At 60.1% G+C, this 15,884-nt stretch carries 12 protein-coding genes; 3 read left to right on the top strand and 9 right to left on the bottom strand.

All coding sequences use genetic code 11. The annotated features are described in order from the left end of the window. Positions 1-17 precede the first annotated feature (17 nt). The 5 genes from HMPREF3039_RS02760 to HMPREF3039_RS02740 all read right to left on the bottom strand — a co-directional run bounded on the left by HMPREF3039_RS02760 (position 18) and on the right by HMPREF3039_RS02740 (position 4,736). On the bottom strand, positions 18-1,292 hold the full coding sequence (locus tag HMPREF3039_RS02760) for a 2-oxo acid dehydrogenase subunit E2 (protein WP_067569213.1): 1,275 nt from the start codon (positions 1,290-1,292) through the stop codon (positions 18-20). A gap of 19 nt (positions 1,293-1,311) precedes the next feature. Continuing rightward, entirely contained in the window at positions 1,312-2,286 is a 975-nt protein-coding gene (locus HMPREF3039_RS02755) for an alpha-ketoacid dehydrogenase subunit beta (protein ID WP_067569217.1), read from the bottom strand. Positions 2,287-2,307: 21 nt separating this feature from the next. After that, a complete protein-coding gene (locus tag HMPREF3039_RS02750; RefSeq protein WP_231863824.1) occupies positions 2,308-3,309 on the bottom strand; it encodes a thiamine pyrophosphate-dependent dehydrogenase E1 component subunit alpha in 1,002 nt (333 codons plus the stop codon). Between the two features lie 107 nt (positions 3,310-3,416). Continuing rightward, positions 3,417-4,097 carry a zinc metallopeptidase gene (locus HMPREF3039_RS02745; RefSeq protein ID WP_067569276.1) on the bottom strand — a complete coding sequence of 227 codons (681 nt, stop codon included), beginning with the start codon at positions 4,095-4,097 and terminating at the stop codon, positions 3,417-3,419. Between the two features lie 180 nt (positions 4,098-4,277). After that, on the bottom strand, positions 4,278-4,736 hold the full coding sequence (locus HMPREF3039_RS02740; RefSeq protein WP_067569220.1) for a PepSY-like domain-containing protein: 459 nt from the start codon (positions 4,734-4,736) through the stop codon (positions 4,278-4,280). Positions 4,737-4,913: 177 nt separating this feature from the next. Here HMPREF3039_RS02740 and cobA point away from each other — a divergent pair, with 177 nt between their 5' ends. Next, positions 4,914-6,485, top strand: a complete 1,572-nt coding sequence (gene cobA, locus HMPREF3039_RS02735) for a uroporphyrinogen-III C-methyltransferase (protein WP_231863823.1) — start codon at positions 4,914-4,916, stop codon at positions 6,483-6,485. Between the two features lie 64 nt (positions 6,486-6,549). On the opposite strand, the gene HMPREF3039_RS02730 is transcribed toward cobA, so the two are convergent. Then, positions 6,550-6,987: a hypothetical protein gene (locus HMPREF3039_RS02730; protein WP_067569223.1), complete on the bottom strand. Its 438-nt coding sequence runs from the start codon at positions 6,985-6,987 to the stop codon at positions 6,550-6,552. A gap of 243 nt (positions 6,988-7,230) precedes the next feature. Between HMPREF3039_RS02730 and HMPREF3039_RS02725 the strand changes: the two genes are divergently transcribed. Together HMPREF3039_RS02725 and HMPREF3039_RS02720 are read left to right on the top strand one after the other, a co-directional pair. After that, entirely contained in the window at positions 7,231-9,804 is a 2,574-nt protein-coding gene (locus HMPREF3039_RS02725; RefSeq protein ID WP_067569226.1) for a DNA topoisomerase, read from the top strand. A gap of 278 nt (positions 9,805-10,082) precedes the next feature. Then, entirely contained in the window at positions 10,083-11,237 is a 1,155-nt protein-coding gene (locus tag HMPREF3039_RS02720) for a hypothetical protein (protein WP_067569229.1), read from the top strand. A 21-nt stretch (positions 11,238-11,258) separates the two neighbouring features. Here the strand turns inward: HMPREF3039_RS02720 and HMPREF3039_RS02715 are convergent, their stop codons facing one another. From HMPREF3039_RS02715 to acnA, 3 genes are all read right to left on the bottom strand, one after another. Continuing rightward, the gene (locus tag HMPREF3039_RS02715; RefSeq protein ID WP_067569282.1) at positions 11,259-12,122 is read right to left on the bottom strand and encodes an aldo/keto reductase; all 864 of its coding nucleotides are present in this window, start codon (positions 12,120-12,122) and stop codon (positions 11,259-11,261) included. Between the two features lie 94 nt (positions 12,123-12,216). After that, positions 12,217-12,882 carry a peptidoglycan recognition protein family protein gene (locus HMPREF3039_RS02710; protein WP_067951893.1) on the bottom strand — a complete coding sequence of 222 codons (666 nt, stop codon included), beginning with the start codon at positions 12,880-12,882 and terminating at the stop codon, positions 12,217-12,219. Between the two features lie 190 nt (positions 12,883-13,072). Then, the gene (acnA, locus tag HMPREF3039_RS02705) at positions 13,073-15,826 is read right to left on the bottom strand and encodes an aconitate hydratase AcnA (protein ID WP_067569232.1); all 2,754 of its coding nucleotides are present in this window, start codon (positions 15,824-15,826) and stop codon (positions 13,073-13,075) included. Positions 15,827-15,884: the final 58 nt, after the last annotated feature.

Genomic DNA, 15,884 nt, shown 5'->3' with positions numbered 1-15,884 from the left:
GGGAGGAATGGAAAGAGTTACAGGTATTCCGGGCGCTGGAGCAGTTCCGCCACCCGCTTGAGCACGCGGCCGATGTCGGCGCCGTCCACCACGCGGTGGTCTCCCGTAGCCACGATGTTGGCTTTGGAAATGGGAATGAACGCTTCCACTTCATCGCTCCATACCGGGGTCTTGGTCACGGCGCCTACGCCCAGAATGATGGATTCGCTGGGCATGGGCATGGGAGCGGCGAAGGTTAGGCCGAAGCCGCCGAAGTTGGTTACGGTGGCGATGCCTCCCGTGCTGTCTTCCGGGGCGAGCCTTCTGCGGCGCGCCTGGGCGATCAGGCGGTTGTAGTCCTCCAGCAGTTCTTCCATAGTCCGTTCATTTACGCGGCGCAGTACGGGAACCATGACGCCGTCCGCCACCTGGACGGCGATGCCGATGTCAATGGCGCGGGGGGAAAGAATGTTTTCTCCCACCAGGTAGCCCGCGCATTCCGGGTTTTCCGCCAAGGCCAGGGCCAGGGCGCGCGCAAAGTAAAGGGTGATGCCGGGCCGGTGCGGAGAGTGCTGCCTGTGCTTGATCAGGGGGTCCATGAATACGGGACGCCCGGCGGAGGCCAGGGGGCGCGTCCAGCTGCGGCGCATGGCGTCCGCTACGGCCAGGCGCATGGAGGATGCCTTGCGGCGCGGCCACTGGCTGACGTATTCCAGGAATTCCTCCAGATCGTCAATGGTGACGCGGCCGCCGGATCCGGAACCGGAGATGAAGGCTATGTCGGACGCCCTCATGCCGAGTTCATCCATGCGGGCCTTCATGCGGGGGGACATGTAGTGAGCGCCTTTCATGCCGGCGGGAACGGGCAGTCCGCGCACGCTAGGCTGTACCTTCAGGTCTGCGCCGTGCTCCTGATAGGAGTCTCCCGTCACGCCGAAGTGGACGCCGGCAGGCTTGTCCTCCGCGGCGGGGGCGGCAGGGGAGGAATGAGGGACGGATTCCGGGCTGGCGGGCAGGGAGGGCTGGTTGTCTTCCCCCGCCGGAGTGGCTCCGGAACGTTCGATTTCCTCGTCCGTGGCCTCGATCATCGCCATGCAGGCGCCGACCACGACGGAATCCCCCTCCTTGATGAACATGTCGCTCAGGATGCCGCCGCACATGGTGGTGACGCCCATCGTGGCCTTGTTGGTCTCTACCTCAAAGATTTCCTGGTCGGCTTCTACGGTGTCCCCCGGAGCCGCCAGCAGGCGGAGCACGGTGGCTTCCGCGATGGAGTCCCCGAGCTGGGGCATGAGAATGGGTACTTTAGGCATGGTTGGAAACTGGGTTGAGTTAAATGGATAAGAGATGGCGGATGGACGCGGCGATGGATTCCAGAGTGGGGCGGTGCGCCTTCCACAGATTGGGATGCTGGGGAATGGGCGTGTCTTTGGCGTTGAGCCGCTGGGGCGGCGCGTCAAGCAGATGGAAGCCTTCCGCCACAATGCGGGAAACCACTTCCGCCGTGACTCCGCCCCACGGGAAGTCTTCCCCGACTACCAGCACGCGGCCCGTGCGCGCCACGGAGGCGATGACGGTGTCCAGGTCCAGCGGGCGCACGGTGCGCAGGTCCACTACTTCCACTTCATAGCCACTTTCCCGTGCCAGAAGGTCCGCTGCGCGGACGGCTTCGTGCACCATGGCGCTGTACGCCACTACCGTGGCGTGTTTTCCGGTGCGGGCGATGCGCGCCATGCCGAAGGGGACGACGGGCGCTTCCTTGTAGTTGTCTTCCGCCTTCAGCCAGCGGTACAGGAATTTGTGTTCCAGGAAGATGACCGGATCAGGGATCTCCACGGCCTGGCGCAGCATCCAGTAGGCGTCCGCCACCGTGGCCGGCGTCATGACGTGCAGGCCGGGATAATGGGCGAACAGGGCTTCCATGCTCTGGCTGTGGAAGGGGCCCGTGCCGGGCGTTCCGCCGCAGGGGAGGCGCACTGTGATGTTAGCCGGAATGCCCGTACGGTAATAGTGGGTGGCGGCCATGTTGACGATCTGGTTGAAGGCAATCGTGCTGAAGTCCGCAAACTGGACTTCCATGATGGGCTTTTTGCCCATGACGGCCGCGCCGGTGACCATGCCCGCCATGGCGTCCTCACTGATGGGGGCGTCTATCACGCGGTCCGGGAACAGATCCTTCAAGCCCTTGGTAGCCTTGAATGCGCCGCCGAAGACGCCTATGTCCTGCCCGTACAGGAAGACGTCCTTGTCTTCCGTCAGCAGGTCTTTCTGGGCGTCGTGAATGGCATCAATGTATGTTACGCTCATGGGAATGTTCCGTTTGCGGTCTTAATAAGGTCTCCAGACTGTGGCGTTCCAGTCTTCCCGGAAGGGGTCCGGCTCCGGTTCCCGCTGTGCCGTGGCTACGGCAAGCTGAACTTCGTCCGCATACTGCCGTTTCAGGTCCGCCGCTTCTTCCGGAGCAAGCCATCCGGCTTCCAGAAGCTGGCGCTCCGCAACGGATACGGGGTCCTTTTTTTCATATTCCTCCTTCAGTTCCTTAGGGATGTAGGAGGCGTCGTCATGTTCCCCGTGGCCGCACATGCGCAGGGTTTTGGCCAGCACCCACTGGGGGCCTTCTCCGTTGCGCGCGGCGCCCACGGCTTTCCGGAACGTTTCCAGAAGGGCCATGAAGTCAGTGCCGTCCACTTCATGAACGGCGAATCCGTAGCCGCGGCCCCTGTCCGCCAGGGAGGCGGCGCCGAATTCGCGGACGTTGGGCGTGGAGTAGGCGAATTGGTTGTTCGTGACGACCAGAACCAGGGGAAGCTGTTCCACCTTGGCCATGTTGGTCGCTTCATGAAAGGCTCCCGTGGAAGTGGTGCCGTCCCCGCAGAAGACCATGCCTACGGGACCCGGAAGCTTGCCGTCCAGACGTTTGGCGAAAAGGCAGCCGTTGACGAAGGCCACGGAACTGCCCAGATGGCTGATGGGGGCCATGTAGCCTTCAGCCGGAAGGCCGCGGTGGACGTTGCCGTCCCTCCCTTTCATGTACCCCAGGGCGGACCCCAGATAGGCGCGCGCCGCCTCAATGATGGGTTCTCCCCATGCGACGCGGGCGGCTTGTTCGCGGATGAAGGGGGCAATTACGTCGTAGCCGGCGGTAAGGAAAACGCCGCCGCAGGCGGCAATGGCCTCATGGCCCCTGCCCAGATAAACGCCGCCAGTGATTTTTCCGGCTTTGTAAAGGCTGGAAATTTTGGTGTCGAAGGCGCGCGCCAGAAGAATGGCTTGATAGGCCTTGAGAGCGCTTGCCTGCAAATCCGGTAATGTAGTGTCGCCATGTGCCACGCCCTTATTTTATATGCTGCATGCGGAAATGCAATGTCATTTCATCATACGCCGGGCCTCCCGGCCTTCCGGTCGCCCGGAGGTCCGGCGCGGAAGGTTCACAGGGGTCAGTTTCTGCCTCTGGCGTTCATGAAAATGAACACGTAGTACAGCAGCATGGCCAGTGAGGAAAGGGCCCCCACCACATAGGTCATGGCCGCCCAGAAGAGGGCGCTTTTGGCCTTGCCGTGGTCAAAGTAGTTCATCAGGTGCGAGCGGTCCAGCCATTTCAGGGCTCTGGCGGAAGCGTCGAATTCCACCGGGAGCGTGATGAAGGCGAATATCGTGGTGACGGCGAACAGGCCGATGCCCAGTCCCAATACCCAAGGGGAACCGCCCATCACCAGCAGGACGATGCCGATCATCAGCACGATTCCGACCAGGTTGGAGGAGAGCTGCACCACGGGTACCAGCGCGGAGCGCAGCCCCAGCCAGTGGTAGGCCTGGGCGTGCTGGACGGCATGGCCCACTTCATGGGCCGCCACGGCCGCCGCCGCGATGCTGTTGGAGTTGTAAACGGATTCGCTCAGATTGACGGTCTTGTCCGCCGGATTGTAGTGGTCCGTCAGATGTCCCGGGGTGGACGTCACCTTGACGTCCGTGATGTGGTTGTCTTTCAGCATTTGCTCAGCCACTTCCCGTCCCGTCATCGGGATGGGAATCTGGGAGTATTCGCTGAAACGGCTTTTCATCCGCGCGCTGACCAGCCAGCTGAGCAGCATGGAGCCCAGCAGGATGATCCAGTAAATGGTATAGGAGTGCTGCGGAGCCGTTTCCGCATTCTGCACGTAATAGGAAAGGATGTCTATGTTGAGGAATTCAATCATTGCAGTGTTGACTTTATATCATATGGTTCCATTGAATCCAGAGGGCGGCGTGTCAGTGTACGGCCCGTTCGTCATAAGGGAACCACGCTCCTGAGAGAAGGGTCAGTCGTCAATTTTTTTGGAAAGGAGCCTGCCGTCCGGGGAATAGTACAGTTCCAGCTTCCGGACGGCGGCGCTTTCCGAGCGGCAGTCAACGCGGTATTTTACGGTTCCCCGTGCGGTGATCTGCTTGGCGCTGCGCAGGGCGTATTCCGGAAAGTCCTTTGCGATCGCCGCCTTGACCGGGGCAGGGAGGCTCTGGAGAGGAATGTCCGCCTTGATGAGGAAGACGGTGCCGTCTGCGGAGAGCTTCATGTCGTATTCCAGGCCGTTGATGCGGAATTCCGCTTCATAAACGTCTTCGTCATGATCAAAGTCCCATTCGATGACGCCGGCGTTCGGGAACTGGTTCTGCACCTGGGCTTTGACGGGAGCGGGCACATTGGAGGCCGGGATGTCTGCGAGACCGGGTGCGATGAAGGCGGCGCAGACGACTGGTAAAAGAGTTTTTGAGATGTTCATACATATGCAATAATTGTATTCATTCAAAAAACAAGATTTTTTTCAGGCTTCCGTGTGACAGTCGCGTTGCGCACTGCCTGTGGAAAAATGGGGCGGATTTGGGCGCGAAGGGCTTGTATCCGGGAATTTTCCCCAGTTCAAAGGAATGGCTTTCATTTTACGGGCGTGCATGTGCGTATGGCGGGGTTTGTTGTCGCCAAGGGACTGTTCGTGAGGTTGAATGACAACATGCAACAGGGTATCGTCTATTTGCTTGGAGCGGGTCCGGGAGACCCCGGTCTGATTACGGTCCGCGGCCGGGAGCTGGTGGAAACGGCGGAAGTGCTGGTGTACGACGCGCTGAGTTCCGCGGAGATGCTGAATTGGGCGCCCGCTTCCTGTGAAAGGATTTTTGTAGGCAAGAGAGCTTCCCGGCATGCGCTGCCGCAGGAGGAAATCAATGCCCTGCTGGTCAAGCTGGCCCGCAATGGGAAAAAAGTGGTGCGGCTGAAAGGGGGAGACCCGTATGTGTTCGGCCGGGGGGGAGAGGAGGCGGAAGCCCTGAATGCTGCCGGCGTTGCTTTTGAAGTTGTACCGGGCATTACTTCCGCCATTGCCGGTCCAGCCTATGCGGGCATTCCCGTGACGCACCGCAGGCATTGCACGCAGTTTACCGTGTTTACGGGCCATGAGGACGTGAACAAGAAGGAGTCTTCCCTGGACTTGAAGGGAATCGCAGAGGCGCGGGGGACGAAGGTCATGCTGATGGGCATGCAGAAGCTGGAGGAAATATGCAAGGCCCTGATCGGTTACGGACAGGCCCCTTCCACGCCTGCCGCCGCCATTCAGTGGGCCACGACGGGGAGACAGCGCACCGTGGCGGGTACGGTGGAGACACTGCCCGGAAAAGTGTTGAAGGCCGGCCTGGGCGCTCCGTCCGTGGTCGTGATCGGGGACGTGGTGGAGGAACGCGTCCATCTGGATTGGTTTGAACGCCTTCCCCTGTTCGGGAAGCGCATCGTGGTGACCCGCACGCGGGCGCAGGCGGGGGAATTGAGTTCCCGGCTGCGCCGCCTGGGTGCGGAAGTGCTGGAAATGCCCACCATCCGCATCGCCCCCCCTACGGACAAGCGGGAATTTGCGGAAGCCGTGGTGCATGCCCATACCTATGACTGGCTTGTTTTTTCCAGTCCCAACGGCGTGGAACGCTTCTTCCAGGCGTTTTTTGCCGTGTACAGGGACATCCGGAGCATCGGGGGCGCCAGGATTGCCGCCATCGGGCCGGGAACGGAAGCCAAGCTCCGGGAATACGGGCTGGCCGTGGATATCATGCCTAAGAAGTACGTGGCGGAAGGGCTGGTCAAGGCATTCAAGGACGCCCGGGAGGAGATAGGCACCATCGAACACAGCACGTTTCTGTGGGTGCGCGGGGAAGACGCCCGCCGCGTTATCTACGACGGCCTGATGTCCATGGGAGCCATTGTGGACGAATGCGTAGCTTATAAAACGGAACCGGAGACGGATGACGTGGCCGGAGCCCAGGCTGTCTTCCGGGAGACGGGGGCGGATATCGTGACGTTCACCAGCTCCTCCACAGCGGAGAATTTCTTCAAGCTCGGGCTGCCCTGGCCGGCCGGGTGCAAGGCGGCCAGCATCGGCCCCGTGACTACGGATACCTTAAAGGAACTGGGACATCCCCCTGCCATCAAGGCCAGGGAGCATGATATCAACGGTTTGGTGGAAGCCATCCTCAAGGCTTGCGTCAAGTAGCGGGGAGAAGGCCGTGGCTCCGCGTGCCTTCTGGCGCATGGTTCCGTCTTGGAACGCCGATGTGTCAGAAGCCCTTGACGGCTTCCCAACTGACGACTTTTTCGTTTTCAAACAGGACGTTGTAGGAAATGGGAGGCCTGCCTCCCAGCGGCATGGTTACGCCGACTCCGGTACCGACGCCGGAGTCCCTGCCGCGGAATCCGCCCCCGCCCAGCCCCAGGGACCAGCCTGTGCCGCTGCGCGTGTAAATCCAGCGTTCCGTATTTTTGCCGTTGCTCCACCCCGCCATTTTCTGTTCCGGTTCTCCCCATGCCAGAAGGACGGCCTCCGGACTCATTCCTTTTTCAAGTTCTCCCCGCGCTACTTTGACCTGTTGTTCCTTCGGCAGTTGCTGGTAAACCGGCATGTTTTTGGCGATGTGGTCGGACGGCGTGGGGGAGCAGGCTGCCAGCAGGGCGATGCAGGCCGGAAACAGAACGGGAAAAAGGCTTCTTTTCATCATCCGGTTTCATAGCATGCGGCCGCGCGGCTGGCAAGGGAACAGCGAGGCTGTACCGGGTGAGAAATGGCGGAAATGCCCTTAATCCTGACATAAAGGGGCACTTTTTCCGTAGATACATAATTGGTGATTGACAAGGATGGGGGGTAGGGGAGTAGGAATTCACCTCCAGATGCAACGCGCCGCCGGGAGCGGTTTTTGACGTGCACGTATTTTCCACTATTTTCATCTTTCCGAGCCTTTCATATGTCCAAAACCTTAATTATAGCAGAAAAGCCGAGCGTAGCCACTGATTTGGCGAGAGTTCTCGGCAAAGAGCTTGGAAAATTCACCCGTGACAAGTCCGGTTCCTTTTACCAGAACGACAAAGCCATCATCACTTCTGCCGTAGGCCATCTCCTGGAGCAGAAGAAGCCCATGACGGAGGGCGGCAAGTCGCTCCCCTGGAAGTTCGATTATCTGCCCGTCATTCCCAAATCCTTTGAACTGGAACCCATCAAGCAGTCCGAAGACCGGTTGAAAAAGGTTCTTCAGCTTGCCAAGAGCAAGGACGTGACGGAAATCGTCAACGCATGCGATGCCGGCCGCGAAGGGGAATTGATTTTCCATAACCTGGTACGGTACGGCAAGTGGACGAAGCCCGCGCGCCGGCTCTGGATGCAGTCCATGACGGACGAGGCTATTTTGAACGCCTGGCACAGCATGCGCAGCGAGGCGGACATGCAGCCGCTGACCAACGCCGCCGTCTGCCGTTCCGAGTCCGACTGGCTGATAGGCCTGAACAGTACCCGCGCCCTGACCATTCTTCAATCCCGTGGAGGGTTCAGCGTAACGCCCGCCGGACGCGTCCAGACGCCGACGCTCGCCATCCTGACGCAGCGAGAACTGGAGATCCAGGCGTTTGAACCGGAACCCTATTCCGAGGTGTGGGCGGATTTCGGCGTTCAATCCGGAGTTTATTCCGGCCGCTGGATTGACCGCGACTGGAAGAAGAACGACAATCCCCATTCCCGTGCGGAGCGCATCTGGGATTCCGCGCTGGCTACCGTCATCCGCGACCGCTGCCGGGGCAAGTCCGGCACGGTGACGGAGGAAAAGAAGCCCGTTACGACAATTGCCCCCCTGCTGTACGATTTGACTTCCCTCCAGAGGGAGGCCGCCAACCGCTACGGCTTTTCCGCCAAAAGGACGCTCCAGCTTGCGCAGGAATGCTATGAAAAGCACAAGGTGCTGACTTATCCCCGTACGGATTCCCGCTACCTGCCGGAAGATTATCTGGGCAAGGTGTACGGTATCGTCGGCGCCGTGGCGGAGGAGAATGCGGAATTCGCCCCCTTTGCCAGAGACATTCTGGACAACAAGCGGGTAAAGCCCAACAGGCGCGTGTTTGACACCAAGAAGGTGAGCGACCACTTCGCCATTATTCCGACGGGCAAGATCGAAAAACTGAGCGGCGACGTGCAGAAGCTTTTTGAAATGGTCATGGCGCGTTTCCTGGCCGTTTTCTTCCCTCCCGCCGTTTTTGAAGATACCAGGAGAACCACTCTCATCGACCACCGGGACGGCGTCACGGACGCCTTCCTGACCACGGGGCGCGTGCTTGTGGAACCCGGCTGGCAGGCCGTGTACGGCCGCAAGGCCGGCAGCTCCTCCAAGGAGGAACTGGTGCCCGTGCGGGACGGCGAACAGGCCGCCGTGCGCGAGATCGAGATCCGCAACGCCATGACCAAGCCCCCGGCCCGCTATAATGAAGCCACCTTGCTGGCCGCCATGGAAGGTGCCGGAAAACTGGTGCACGACGAAGAGCTGGCCGCCGCCATGAGCGAGCGCGGCCTGGGGACGCCCGCCACCCGCGCCTCCATCATTGAAGGCCTGATTTCCCAGGAATACATTGCGCGCGACGGCCGGGACCTGCTGGCGACGCGGCGCGGCATTGAATTGATCGCCCTGCTGGAGCGCATCGGCCTGAAAACTCTGACGTCCCCCAGCCTGACCGGAGAATGGGAATACAAGCTCAAGCAGATGGAGCAGGCGTCCCTGGGACGGGAATCCTTCATGGACGGGATCAAGAAGCTGACCGGGGAGATTGTGAAGCGCGTCCATGACTTCCAGGAAGCCCAGCAGCAGGTGGAACTGCCGGAAATGGACCTGGATTGCCCGTGCTGCCATGCGCACGGCCTGAAGAACACGCTGGACGCCGTTTCCTGCCGCTCCTGCAAGTTCAGCATCCGCAAAGTGATTTCCGGCCGCGAGATGGCGGATGAAGAGTTGAAGACCTTGATTGTGGACGGCAGGACGGGGATTCTGCAAGGATTTACATCCCGCTTCGGCAAGCCCTTTGAGGCCGGGCTGGAACTCAACGACAAGTGCCGCGCCACCTTGTACTTCCCCGCCAGGGAGGAGGACGAGTCCGCGGTCAATGAAGAAGCCGTGAAGGCCGCCAGCGTCACCGTCCCCGGCATGGGAGAACACGACGTGATGGAAACCGCCAAGGCATGGAAACTGCCCACCCTGACGGCAGGGAAGGAAAATACGCCCGTTTCCGTGGCCCGTACCATCCTGGGGCGTGAGATTCCTCTGGACCAGGTGTTGAAGATTCTTTCCGAGGGCAAATCGGATTTGATGAAGGGATTCATTTCCCAGCGCACCAAGCGTCCGTTTGACGCCTATCTCGTGTTCAATGCCAAGCTGGGCAAGATCGGCTTTGAATTCCCGCCTCGGGAAAAGAAGTACCCTGCCAGGAAAGCGGCAGGCTCCGGCAAGAATGCCAAAGAGAGCAAAGAAAGCAAGGGGAAGGAAGGCAAGCCGAAGGCCAAATAAAGGGATTTTCCCTGTAGAGGCGCGGATGGCGGATTTCCTCTGCTTCAAGAGGAGATAACCGGAAAGGCCGGCACAGGGGCATTTTTCTGCCGGAGGCGGTTGCTTTTTGCGGGTGGGTTTCCCGGCAGCTGTGATTCGACCATCTTTTTACCGGGGCACGAGCGGTTCCGCATGGCCTGTGCCGGAGGGAGGTGTGAAAAAAGCTTTTTCCCCCTCTTCCGTGTGCTAATCTGGAGTTGCAACCCTGTCTCCCTGTGATGAAACATGCATTAATCCTTATGTTGGCGTGGTGCGGCGCCTGCTGCGCCCTGGCGGAAGATTATCCTTTCCCGGGAGAACGGGAATGGGTCTCCAAGCTCGGAGACGTGGTGAAGGGAACTTTCCAGTCCTGTACAGGGGCCAAGGTGGCGGTCAAGGTGGACCGGAAGCGCGTGGAGATTCCCCTGAACCGTCTGGATGAGGAGGATGCCGCCCTGGTCCGTTCCCTGACGGGCACGACAGCCCGGCGGGATATCAAGCTGGCGGAAACGTTCTGGCCTTACATCATGAAGGAGCTTGAGAAGGTTACCTGGATTCCGGTGGAAAAGGATATTTCCCCGAGATTCAGCGGGGCCGCCCGGAAAGCCGCCACCAAGACCACAGCAGGAACCAGAAAGGTGGACGGCTTTTCCTGCACGACTTCCGTTACTTCCATCAGGGGGAATCCCTTCGTGATACGGGAATATTACAGTCCGCAGGTACGTTCCACGAGCGGAGGCGGCCCGAAGAATTTCAACATGGTTCTGGAGAATGGAGAAGTTTACGCCTGCTACGATACGGGAAAGGGGCTGCTGGCGCCGGGAAAACACTTTCTTGAAGCGCGGACGGAAATGCGCGGTCCGGTATCCTCCCTTCTGCCGCCGGGAGAGAAGATTGCCGCCCGTGAATCAAAAACTTTCAGCAATGCTGATTATTCCCTGAGAATGGCGAAGAATTCCGTCAAGGGCGGCTACGAGACGTGCAAACCCAATTTCCTGACCCGGAAGATTCTGTCTTTCCAATGGAGTACGGAGGGGAAAATGGTTTGCGGCGTCATGAAGCTGGAGTACGACAATGCCCGGGTGGCCGTTCTGTTTGATGCGGAAAAGAAGCTCATGAACGCTCCGGGTCTGGGGTATGCCGTGATGATTTCCCGCATGAACAAGAAGAGCCGGGACCCCAAGGTAAGGGATGAACATTATTACCATGTGGGCCTGGCCGCGGACGGCCTGCCCGTTTACCACCATGAAGGGCCGGAGGACGAGGCCGGAATGGACCCGCTGCGGTACGGGGAGCTCCGGGAGTCGGAGAAGAAGGTCGTAGAGGAAAAGGAGAAGGAACGGGAAAAGGCGCTTCGGGCCAAATTGGAGGCCCGTCAGCGTCTGGTGGAGTCCGCCCGGAAGAGGAACGGATGAATGGCTGTTTTTCCGGGAGGGTTATTCCTCGGAAAGATAGTCCGGATGAATGGAGTAGTTGCCGGGAGCGTCCATCGTTTCAATGAGGGCCATGTCCTCCCCGTCCAGGGAAAAGTCAAAGACGTCCAGATTGGCGCGGATTCTGTTCTTGTGCGCGGATTTGGGCAGAGGCACGATGCCGCGCTGCAGCACCCAGCGTATGCAGATTTGGGCGACGGATTTGTTGTGCCTGTCCGCAATGCGGCGCAGAATCGGTTCCTCCAGCGCGCCTCCCCTGGCCAGAGGACCCCATGATTCCACGAGGATGCCGTTTTCCCGGCAGAAGGCGGCCGTGGCTGTCTGATGGTACCGGGGATTGATTTCAAGCTGGTTGACCATGGGCATGACTTCGGCCCGGTCCATCAGGGCTTCCAGATGGTGGGAGAGGAAGTTGCTGACGCCGATGGCTTTGATCCGTCCGTCCCGGTAGAGCTGTTCCATGGCTTTCCAGGTTTCCCGGTTGAGCTGCCTGTAGTCGTCCGCATGTCCGGCGGGCACGGGCCAGTGGATCAGGTACAAGTCCAGATAGTCCATCTGGAGAAGCTGCATGGAGGCGTCAAATGCCCGCAGGGTGCTGTCGTATCCCTGGTCCGTGTTCCAGATTTTGCTGGTGATGAATATTTCTTCCCGCGGCAGGGCGCTTTCACGCACGGCGCGGCCCACCGTGTCTTCATTGCCGTACAGGCTGGCCGTGTCTATCAGGCGGTAGCCCGCTTCCAGCGCGTCCAGGATGCAGCGGACCCCGGCCTCGTCGTCAGGGGACAGGTACGTTCCGTAACCGATGCCGGGCATCGGCAGCCCGTTGTTCAGACGGTGCGTATCTCCGGGAGAAGTGATGGTGCTCATGCTTTCCATGAAGCACCCTTTGCCGGGGCGCGTAAAGAGGCCTTATTGTCATGAAAGCGGCATGCAGGAGCCGCATCGCAAGCGGGCGGAGAGGCTACTTCCCGGCCTGGAGGCAGCGGTAATAGTAGTCCACGCGGGAGATGAACCAGCTCCATTTATAACCGGGACGCCCGTTGGTCATCAGGGGGGCGGGGCAGTTTTTTCCGGACCAGTAGTTATGGGGGACTACGTTGCGCAGGGGAACTCCGTACCGCTGCATGAGCAGGGCGGTCAGCTTGGCCGTCTTGTTGTAGATGACGGCGGGGTTATGGGTGGTGCATTCGCACATTTCAATGGCTACGGAGTATTTGTCTCCCGGCCCGGAATGGTCCGCGTGATGGCCTGTTTCCGTCGTGGGAATGTGCTGGTAGGCTCCGAACTGGTCAACGGTGAAGTGCCAGTTCAAACTGCGGGATTTGCCGCTGTTCAGATAGCGGGAATGGGCGTTGGCGTCTCCCTTGGGGTTGGCCGTGCTGTGGATGGTGATGAAGCGGGGGGTCATGGAGGAAGCCCGCTTCCGGGCATAAGTGCTTTTGGGCATGTAAGATACGCGGATACCTACTTCCCGGCTCATCTGGTTCATGGAGCGCGGCACGACCGGGGCGTTTTGCGGTTTGAAGGAGACGGCAGGCGGCCTCATTTTGTCGTTCTGGGAACAGCCGGCGAATGTCAGGGCCGCAAACACGGCAAGAAGGCCCGTCCACAAAGATCTGTATTCCATGTGCCTGTTCTAGAAACAGGCCGGAGCGATTGCAAGCAGAATTTGGAATTAGTTTACTCAAACTAAGTTGCCGTGTCATGCCTGCCCTGAAACGGGCAGGGCCATGCGTGCGTGCACAGCCCGCGCTTCCGGGAAGAGGCACGCGGACTGTCTGCACGGATTCCGTACCGGATTTCCCGGTATGGAATGGTTATTTAAGGATTTGCGTAAGCACGTATTGCAGGATGCCCCCGGCCAGGTAGTATTCCTTTTCAATGGGGGTGTCAATTCGGACGACTACGGGAATGTCAAAGGCCGGGGCGTCTGTGGGCTGCACGCGCAGGATGACCTGCTGGCGCGGGGAGATGTCGTTGTTCAGGCCGAGAATGGAGAAGGTGACATCCTTCAGCGGAGCGATGCGGTCGTAATCCTCCTTGTTGGCGAAGTTGAGCGGCAGTACGCCCATGCCGATAAGATTGGAACGGTGGATGCGTTCAAAGCTCTTGGTTACCACGGCTTTCACGCCCAGCAGGTTCGTTCCCTTGGCCGCCCAGTCCCGGGAGGAACCCATGCCGTAGTCTTCCCCGCCGATGACGATCAGGGGAGTATTGTCACGGGCGTAGGCCATGGCGGCATCGTAAATGAAGGCGGGGGAGCCTGCGGAGGCGGGGATGTTCTTGTCCGGGGCCGGGATTTCCCTGTTCCCGAAGTACAGCGTGTAGCCGCCTTCCGTCCCGTCTACCATCAGGTTCTTGATGCGGACGTTGGCAAAGGTGCCGCGGGTCATGACACGGTCGTTGCCGCGGCGGGAGCCGAAGGAGTTGAAGTCGTTCCGGGAGACGCCCATGGATTGCAGGTACAGACCGGCGGGACCCGTTTCCCGAATAGCTCCGGCTGGGGAGATGTGGTCCGTGGTTACGGAGTCGCCAAAGATGCCCAAGGGCCGGGCGCCTGTAATGTCCTCCAGCGTGCGGGTCTGTCCGTTGAAGCCGCAGAAGAAGGGCGGGTTCTGGATGTAGGTGGAGTTTTCATTCCACTGGAAGACGGAACCGGAGGGGGCGTGGACGGCGGCCCAGCGCGGGTTCTTGTCCGGAGTGATGGTGTAAAGTTCCCGGTAGGCCTCCGGATTGCGGGATTTGGCGACGGCTTCCGCAATTTCCCCGGAGCTGGGCCAGATGTCTTTCAGGAATACCGGCCTGCCGTTTTTGTCCGTACCCAGGGATTCCGTCTGGAAGTCAATGTCCACGCGACCCGCCAGCGCGAAAGCGACGACCAGAGGCGGCGACATCAGGAAGTTGGTCTTGATGGAGGCATGGATTCGCGCCTCAAAGTTGCGGTTGCCGGAGAGCACGGAGGCGCCGATGATGTTGTTTTCCCTCACGGCCTGTTCCAGTTCCGGGTTCAGGGGGCCGGAGTTGCCGATGCAGGTGGTGCAACCGTAGCCGACGGTTTCAAAGCCGAGGGCGTCCAGAGAGGCCTGGAGTCCGTTCGCGGCGAAGTAGTCGGAAGCGATGCGGGAGCCCGGAGCGATGGATGTTTTTACGTGGGGGGGGACCGTCAGCCCCAGTTTCACGGCTTTCTGGGCCAGAAGCCCGGCGGCCAGCATCAGGCCGGGGTTGGAGGTATTGGTGCAGGAGGTGATGGCGGCAATGAGGATGCTGCCGTCCTTCAGCTCGGCTTCCTGGCTGAAGCCTTCCACCGGAACGGGGACGCCCGCGGGGGAGTGCATGGTCACTTTTACGGAGGGGGATTCCGTTTTTCCGTAACCGCCTTCCGCAATGGGTGCGCTGACCATGCTGCGGAAGCTGCCCCTGATGGAGTCCAGGCGGATGTGGTCCTGCGGACGTTTGGGGCCGGAAACGGCGGGCTGGATCGTGGAAAGGTCCAGTTCCAGCTGGTCCGTGTAGTCCAGCTCTCCGTTGCGGGGCATGCCCCAGAGGTTCTGTGCCTTGAAGTAGTTTTCGTACGTGGCGATGGATTCCTCGCTTCTGCCGGTCTGGCGCAGGTAGTCGGAGCAGTGTTCGTCCATCGGGAAGAAGCCCATGGTGGCGCCGTATTCCGGGGCCATGTTCGCCACGGTGGCGCGGTCCGCCAGCGGCAGGACCGCGGCGCCTTCTCCAAAGAACTCTACAAATTTTCCTACCACGCCGTGCTGGCGCAGCATTTTGGTGACGTGCAGGGCCAGGTCCGTGGCAGTGACTCCTTCCCGGAGTTTCCCCGTCATGTGGACGCCTACGACTTCCGGCACCAGGAAGGTGACGGGCTGGCCCAGCATGCCGGCTTCCGCTTCAATGCCGCCCACGCCCCAGCCTACCACGCCGATGCCGTTGATCATCGTGGTGTGGGAGTCCGTACCCACGAGGGTGTCCGGGAAATAAACGCCGTCCTTTTCCATGACGCCCGGCGTCAGATATTCCAGGTTTACCTGGTGGACGATACCCACGGAGGGAGGAACCACAGAAAAGGTCTGGAAAGCCTGCTGGCCCCATTTGAGAAATTCATAGCGTTCCGCGTTGCGCTGGAATTCAATGTCCAGGTTCTTTTCCAGCGCGTCCGTGCGGCCCGCCCAGTCCACTTGCACGGAATGGTCCACGACCAGGTCCACGGGCACCAGCGGTTCAATAACGGAGGCGTCTTTTCCAAGTCCGGCCACGGCGGAACGCATGGCGGCAAGGTCCACCAGAAGGGGAACGCCGGTCAGGTCCTGGAGAACGATGCGGGCTACGGTGAACGGAATTTCATAGGAACCGGGATCTTTCGCGTTCCAGGAGGCCAGATTGTCCACGTCCTTTTCCGTCACTTTCAGTCCGTCGCAATTGCGGAGCAGGGATTCCAGCACGATCCGGATGGAAACGGGCAGGCGGTTGAGGCGCGGGTAGCCATTTTCCGCCAGGGCGGGCAATGAATAAAACTGTCCCGGGGTTCCGGTTCCCGTGGTGAACGTGCTCTTGGCGATCTGGGTCATGATGCTGAATAGCGGTTAACAATAAACAGACGGCTGCGCTCCTGGCAGTCGCGGGTAC

The sequence above is a fragment of the Akkermansia sp. KLE1798 genome (assembly GCF_001580195.1).
In the GTDB taxonomy this organism is placed as follows: domain Bacteria; phylum Verrucomicrobiota; class Verrucomicrobiia; order Verrucomicrobiales; family Akkermansiaceae; genus Akkermansia; species Akkermansia biwaensis.
Note: the sequence above shows the minus strand (reverse complement) of the source record. Positions and strands in the feature narration are given on the sequence as shown.

Excerpts from the sequence above, each read along its gene's own strand:
- HMPREF3039_RS02725 (WP_067569226.1), top strand. The coding sequence starts at position 7,231 with ATGTCCAAAACCTTAATTATAGCAGAAAAGCCGAGCGTAGCCACTGAT.
- HMPREF3039_RS02740 (WP_067569220.1), bottom strand. The coding sequence starts at position 4,736 with ATGAACATCTCAAAAACTCTTTTACCAGTCGTCTGCGCCGCCTTCATC.
- HMPREF3039_RS02730 (WP_067569223.1), bottom strand. The coding sequence starts at position 6,987 with ATGATGAAAAGAAGCCTTTTTCCCGTTCTGTTTCCGGCCTGCATCGCC.
- acnA (WP_067569232.1), bottom strand. The coding sequence starts at position 15,826 with ATGACCCAGATCGCCAAGAGCACGTTCACCACGGGAACCGGAACCCCG.
- HMPREF3039_RS02720 (WP_067569229.1), top strand. The coding sequence starts at position 10,083 with ATGTTGGCGTGGTGCGGCGCCTGCTGCGCCCTGGCGGAAGATTATCCT.
- cobA (WP_231863823.1), top strand. The coding sequence starts at position 4,914 with ATGGCGGGGTTTGTTGTCGCCAAGGGACTGTTCGTGAGGTTGAATGAC.
- HMPREF3039_RS02755 (WP_067569217.1), bottom strand. The coding sequence starts at position 2,286 with ATGAGCGTAACATACATTGATGCCATTCACGACGCCCAGAAAGACCTG.
- HMPREF3039_RS02715 (WP_067569282.1), bottom strand. The coding sequence starts at position 12,122 with ATGAGCACCATCACTTCTCCCGGAGATACGCACCGTCTGAACAACGGG.
- HMPREF3039_RS02710 (WP_067951893.1), bottom strand. The coding sequence starts at position 12,882 with ATGGAATACAGATCTTTGTGGACGGGCCTTCTTGCCGTGTTTGCGGCC.
- HMPREF3039_RS02760 (WP_067569213.1), bottom strand. The coding sequence starts at position 1,292 with ATGCCTAAAGTACCCATTCTCATGCCCCAGCTCGGGGACTCCATCGCG.